The sequence below is a fragment of the uncultured Amaricoccus sp. genome, assembly GCF_937858865.1.
Taxonomy (GTDB): Bacteria; Pseudomonadota; Alphaproteobacteria; order Rhodobacterales; family Rhodobacteraceae; genus Amaricoccus.
Genome location: NZ_CALLYO010000038.1, coordinates 1 through 5887, shown reverse-complemented (window position 1 = coordinate 5887; position 5887 = coordinate 1). Strand labels below are relative to the sequence as shown.

Sequence of the window (5887 nt, the reverse complement as noted above, 5' to 3'; positions counted from 1 at the left end):
CTCTGGACGGTCTGGATCTCCTTTACGCGCTCGGGGGTGCTGCCCCGCTACGAGCTCGCCGGGCTGCTGCAGTACCGGCGGCTGTGGAGCACCCCGCGCTGGTACGTCGCGCTCGAGAACCTGGTGATCTTCGCCAGCCTCTTCATCGCCGGCTGCCTGGCGATCGGCATTCTGCTCGCGATCCTCCTCGACCAGCGGATCCGCGTCGAGGGCGCGCTGCGCACCATCTACCTCTACCCGATGGCGCTCTCCTTCATCGTCACCGGTACCGCCTGGAAGTGGATCCTGAACCCCGGCCTCGGCATCGAACGCGTCATGCACGATATCGGATTCGAGACCTTCCGCTTCGACTGGCTGGTGAACCGCGAGATGGCGATCTACACCGTCGTCATCGCCGGCATCTGGCAGTCGTCCGGCTACGTGATGGCGCTGTTCCTGGCAGGGCTCCGGTCGATCGACGACGAGATCATCAAGGCGGCGGCGGTCGATGGCGCGGGCCCGTGGCGGACCTATGGCGGCATCGTCCTGCCGATGCTGCGACCCGTGTTCCTGTCGGCGATCATCGTGCTGGCGCACCTCGCCATCAAGAGCTTCGACCTCGTCGTCGCCCTGACCGCCGGCGGGCCCGGCATCGCCACCGACCTGCCGGCGACCTTCATGTACGCCTACGCCTTCCAGCGCAGCGAGCTCGGCCTCGCCGCGGCGAGCGCCGTCATGATGCTGGTCACGATCATGGCCGTCATCGTCCCCTACCTCTATTCCGAGCTGCGAGCGGGCCAGCGATGAGCGAGGCCCAAGGCATCGTCCGGCCGAAGACCGCCGCCAGCACCGCGCTCCGCTGGCTGCTCTTCGCCATCCTCGGCCTCTTCGCCCTCTACTACCTGATGCCGCTGATCGTCATGGTGATGACGGCGCTGAAGCCGCTCGACGAGATCCGCACCGGCTCGCTGATCAGCCCGCCCCGGAATCCGACGCTGGAGCCGACGGTCCGCGCCTGGAACTCGGCCTGCGTCGGCGTGCGCTGCTCGGGGCTCAAGCCCTACATGCTGAACTCGATCCTGATGGTGGTGCCGGCCGTGCTGATCTCGACCATGCTCGGGGCGATCAACGGCTATGCGCTTACCAAGTGGCGCTTTCGCGGCGCCGACCTGATCTTCGGCCTGATGCTCTTCGGCGCCTTCATCCCGTTCCAGGTCGTGCTGCTGCCGATGGCGCGTACCCTCGGCGCGCTCGGCCTTGCCGGCAGTCTCTGGGGCCTGGTGCTGGTCCACACGGTCTACGGCCTCGCCTTCACCACGCTCTTCTTCCGCAACTTCTTCGTCGGCGTCTCCGACGGCATCGTCCAGGCCGCCAAGGTCGACGGCGCCGGCTTCTTCGGCATCTTCTTCCGCGTCGTCGCCCCAATGGCGCTCCCGGCCTTCGTGGTCACGGTGATCTGGCAGTTCACCCAGATCTGGAACGACTTCCTGTTCGGCATCGCTTTCTCGGCCGGCGACAACAACCCGGCGACCGTGGCGCTCAACAATCTGGTCGCCAGCTCCACCGGCGTGAAGGAGTACAACGTCGATATGGCGGCGGCGATCATCGCCGCCGTGCCGACGCTGCTCGTCTACGTCTTCGCGGGCAAGTACTTCATCCGTGGCCTCGCCGCCGGCGCGCTCAAGGGCTGAGACATGGCAAACGTCCGGTTGGAGAACGTCTGGAAGCGGTTCGGCGCCAACGAGGTCATCAGGGGCATCGACCTCGAGATCGACGCCGGCGAGTTCGTCGTCATGGTCGGGCCGTCGGGCTGCGGAAAGTCGACGGTCCTGAACCTGATCGCCGGCCTCGAGACGCTGTCGGACGGCGACATCCACATCGGGGCGCGCAAGGTCAACGACGTCGCCCCGAAGGACCGCGACATCGCCATGGTGTTCCAATCCTACGCGCTCTACCCGACAAAGACCGTGCGCGAGAACATCCTGTTCGGCATGATCACCCGTGGCGCCTCGCGCGCCGAGCAGGACGTCGCGCTCGCCAGCGTCACTGAGCTCCTGCACATCGACATGCTGCTCGATCGCAAACCCGGCCAGCTCTCGGGCGGTCAGCGCCAGCGGGTCGCCATGGGCCGGGCGCTCGTACGCAATCCGGACGTCTTCCTGTTCGACGAGCCGCTGTCGAACCTCGACGCCAAGCTCCGCCTCGAGATGCGAACCGAGATCAAGAAGCTGCACCATCGCCTCGGCAAGACCGTCATCTACGTGACCCACGATCAGATCGAGGCGATGACGCTGGCTTCGCGCATCGCCGTCCTCGAGGGCGGCGAGATCCGTCAGTTCGCCGCACCCGAGGTGATCTACGAGGAGCCGGAAGATCTCTTCGTCGCCGGTTTCATGGGTTCTCCGTCGATGAACATCGTCAAGGGCCGCGTCGTGCGGAACGGCCGCCTCGAGCTCGAGGTGACTGACGCGGAGGGCGCCGTCCGCTTTCCCATCCCCGATCCGCTGGCCGGCCCGGCCGGACGGCATCTCGGCGGCGAACTCTTCATCGGCCTGCGCCCGGAGACGATCACCCGCCAAGGCACCCAGCGACCGGGAACCAACGTCTTCGCCTTCGAGCGGGCCATCGACGTCGTGGAGCCGACCGGCCCCGACACCATGCTCGTGTTCAGCCTTGGCGGCATCGAAGCGATCGGACGCGTCCACCCCGAGGACAAGGCGCCCGCCGACACGCTCTTCCCGTTCGAGGTCAATATGGACCGCGCCAAGCTCTTCGACCCGGCCTCGGGCAAGCGTCTCCGCTGACCATGGCTGTCCGCACGGCCCTCGTGTCGGACATCGTGGCGTCCCCTCGCGCCCGAGCCAACGGATCGCCACCTGCCCACCATGGCCCGCCCCGACAAGCCGGTCGACCGCCTCATGCGAGACGTTGAGCCCGCCACCCGAACGCCCGGCGAGCGTCGCTCGCGCCGCCCGCGCGGCTTCCTGATCGCCTCCCAGGCCACGCCTTCGCTCACCCGGCGAAGGCTGCCTTGTGGGACGCCGGGACTGGTTTCTCCGCCTCCGCTACATGGCGCTTGACCGAGAGAAAGCTGTCGGGCGTCACCGAGATCGAGTCGATCCCGGCCTCGACCAGCAGCCGCGCGAAAGCGGGATCGTTGCTCGGGGCCTGTCCGCAGAAGCCGACTTTCGCACCCGCCGCATGGGCGCGCTCGATCACGGTGCGGATCATCCACTGCACCGCCGGGTCGCGCTCGTCGAAGAGCGCGGCGAGCTCGCCCGAGTCGCGATCGACCCCGAGCGTCAGCTGGGTCAGGTCGTTCGAGCCGATCGAGAAGCCGTCGAAGCGCCTGGCGAAGTCCTCGGCCAGGATCACGTTCGACGGGATCTCGCACATGACGTAGACCTCGAGACCGTTCCGCCCGCGTTCGAGCCCGTTCTCCGCCATGACCGCCAGGACCTTGTCCGCCTCGGCCGGCGAGCGGCAGAACGGGATCATCACGATGACGTTCGCGAAGCCCATGGTCTCACGCAGCCGCCGGATCGCCCGGCATTCGAGGGCGAACCCGGCCCGATAGGCGTCGGAATAGTAGCGCGACGCGCCACGGAATCCGATCATCGGGTTCTCCTCCCGCGGCTCGAACTGCCGCCCGCCGAGAAGCTCCGCGTACTCGTTGGTCTTGAAGTCGCTCATCCGCACGATGACGGGCTTCGGGTGACAGAAGGCGGCGATGCGCGACAGGCCCTGCGCGAGCGTCTCGACGAAGTACTCGGTCCGGTCGGCGTAGCCGCGGGTCAGCGCCGCGATCTCGGCGCGCGCCGCCTTGTCCTCGAGCTCGTCGAAGCGGACGAGCGCCATCGGATGCACTCTGACCGCGTTCGAGACCACGAACTCCATCCGCGCGAGTCCCACGCCGTCTACCGGCAGCCGCCACCAGCGGAACGCCGCGGCCGGGTTGGCGAGGTTGAGCATGACCCGCGTGCGGGTCGCTGGCACGGCGCCGAGGTCGAGTTCCTCGACCGTGAAGTCGGCGGTGCCGGCATAGACGAAGCCCTCGTTGCCCTCGGCGCAGGACACCGTCACCTCCTGCTCGTCGTGCAGCACCTGGGTCGCGTCGCCGGTGCCGACGATCGCCGGCAGGCCGAGCTCGCGACTGACGATGGCCGCGTGGCTCGTCCGCCCGCCGTGATCGGTAACGATGGCGGCCGCCCGCTTCATGATCGGCACCCAGTCCGGGTCGGTGATCGAGGTCACGAGCACCGACCCGTCGACGAAGCGGTCGATGTCCCTGGCACTCTCGATCAGGCAGACCCGCCCTGCCACCGCCGCCTCGCCGACGCTGAGGCCGGTCAGGAGCTTCCTGCCGGCCGAGCGGATGCGGTAGGACTTCATTGCCCCCGCCGCGACGCGCGACTGCACCGTCTCGGGCCGCGCCTGCACGATGAAGATCGCGCCCGTCTCGCCGTCCTTCGCCCATTCCATGTCCATGGGCTGGCCGTAGTGCCGCTCGATGGCGACCGCCTGGCGGGCGAGGGCGAGGATCTCGTCGTCGGAGAGCACGAAGGCGGCACGCTCGGCCTTGGACGTCGGCACGTTGCGCGTGGCCGTGCCGCCGGCGCCCGCGTAGACCAGCTTGCGTTCCTTGGCGCCGAGCCGCTTCTCCAGGATCGGCCGAGAGCCAGGGGCGGAGAGCAGCGGCTTGAATACCTGGTACTCGTCGGGGTTCACCGCTCCCTGGACGACGTTCTCGCCGAGCCCCCAGGCGGCGTTGATCAGGACCGCCTTGTCGAAGCCGGTCTCGGTGTCGATCGAGAACATCACCCCGGCGCCGCCGAGATCGGCACGCACCATCTGCTGAACCCCGACCGACAGCGCCACCTGGCGATGATCGAACCCCTTCAGCTGCCGATAGGTGATGGCGCGGTCGGTGAAGAGCGAGGCGTAGCAGCGCCGGCAGGCATCGAGCAGCGCCGCATCTCCGCGGACGTTAAGGAATGTCTCCTGCTGGCCGGCGAAGCTCGCGTCCGGCAGGTCTTCGGCCGTCGCGCTCGAGCGGACGGCGACAGCCGGATTCTCCGTACCGGTGGCCTCCTCGAGCTTGCGATACGCCGTCAGGATGGCCGTGGCAGTGTCCGCGGGCCAATCGCCTCCGACGATCGCCGCGCGTATCGCCGCTCCGGCCTCGTGCAGTGCCAGCTTGCCGGCGTCGAGCCTCGCCAGGGTCTCGGTGATCGTCTCGTCCAGGTGGTTGGCTGCGAGGTAGTCACGAAAGGCGTCGGCGGTGGTCGCGAAGCCCGGAGGAACCCGGATGCCTTCGGGCGAGAGCGTGCGGATCATCTCACCGAGCGAGGCGTTCTTGCCGCCGACCAGCGCCACATCCTCGCGCGCCAGTTTCTCGAACCAGATCACGCTTCGGATTTCGCCATGCATCAGGTACTCCTTCTTCGCCGATCCGGGTTCGACGAGAATCTGGCCACCTGCATCACCGGGCGCATTGACCTCTATCAAGTCGCGGCCGCCGGTGAGGCGGCATGCTGTGCGGGAGCCCCGGTGGCAGCAGGAAGGGAGGCCGTATGAACCGCGATCAGTTGCAGGCACTGGCGGACAGGATCGAGGGCGCCGCGTCGCTTGAATTCGACCTGGCGGTCGCAACGCTGGAGGGGCTGCACGCGGCGTTGCCGCAGGCTGGATCGGACCTCCGCCCGGGAGCGGTTGAATCGACGGATGCCGCCCTGCATCTGGTGGCCCGCCTGCTTCCGAACTGGTCGGTCGCCCTGTCGGCCACCGCCCGCGAGCCCGACGGCCGCTGGACATGCACCCTGCGGCCATCGGGCGCACGCGACGATGAGGAGGTCATCGGCATCGGCCGGGCGCCGACCGCACCGCTCGCGCTGATCGCAGCGTTGCT

The 5887-nt window shown here is 68.1% G+C and carries 5 protein-coding genes; 4 read left to right on the top strand and 1 reads right to left on the bottom strand.

Features of this window, described 5'->3' with window-relative positions; genetic code table 11:
- The 3 genes from Q0112_RS01025 to Q0112_RS01015 form a co-directional block, all read left to right on the top strand.
- Window positions 1-786: carbohydrate ABC transporter permease (locus Q0112_RS01025; RefSeq protein ID WP_297970305.1), on the top strand; the 786-nt coding region annotated here is incomplete at its 5' end.
- The gene (locus Q0112_RS01020; protein WP_297970303.1) at window positions 783-1670 is read left to right on the top strand and encodes a carbohydrate ABC transporter permease; all 888 of its coding nucleotides are present in this window, start codon (window positions 783-785) and stop codon (window positions 1668-1670) included. The genes Q0112_RS01025 and Q0112_RS01020, both read left to right, overlap by 4 nt.
- Before the next feature lie 3 nt (window positions 1671-1673).
- Window positions 1674-2783 carry an ABC transporter ATP-binding protein gene (locus Q0112_RS01015; protein ID WP_297970301.1) on the top strand — a complete coding sequence of 370 codons (1110 nt, stop codon included), beginning with the start codon at window positions 1674-1676 and terminating at the stop codon, window positions 2781-2783.
- Window positions 2784-2991: 208 nt separating this feature from the next.
- On the opposite strand, the gene ppsA is transcribed toward Q0112_RS01015, so the two are convergent.
- Complete coding sequence (gene ppsA, locus Q0112_RS01010) at window positions 2992-5409, bottom strand: phosphoenolpyruvate synthase (RefSeq protein WP_297970299.1); 2418 nt, start codon at window positions 5407-5409, stop codon at window positions 2992-2994.
- 143 nt (window positions 5410-5552) lie between these two features.
- On the opposite strand from ppsA, the gene Q0112_RS01005 reads away from it, so the two are divergent.
- Window positions 5553-5887: hypothetical protein (locus Q0112_RS01005; protein ID WP_297970297.1), on the top strand; the 335-nt coding region annotated here is incomplete at its 3' end.

What these genes read in the sequence shown, in the direction of transcription:
- Q0112_RS01020 (WP_297970303.1), top strand. Translation starts at nt 783, where the DNA reads ATGAGCGAGGCCCAAGGCATCGTCCGGCCGAAGACCGCCGCCAGCACC.
- Q0112_RS01015 (WP_297970301.1), top strand. Translation starts at nt 1,674, where the DNA reads ATGGCAAACGTCCGGTTGGAGAACGTCTGGAAGCGGTTCGGCGCCAAC.
- ppsA (WP_297970299.1), bottom strand. Translation starts at nt 5,409, where the DNA reads ATGCATGGCGAAATCCGAAGCGTGATCTGGTTCGAGAAACTGGCGCGC.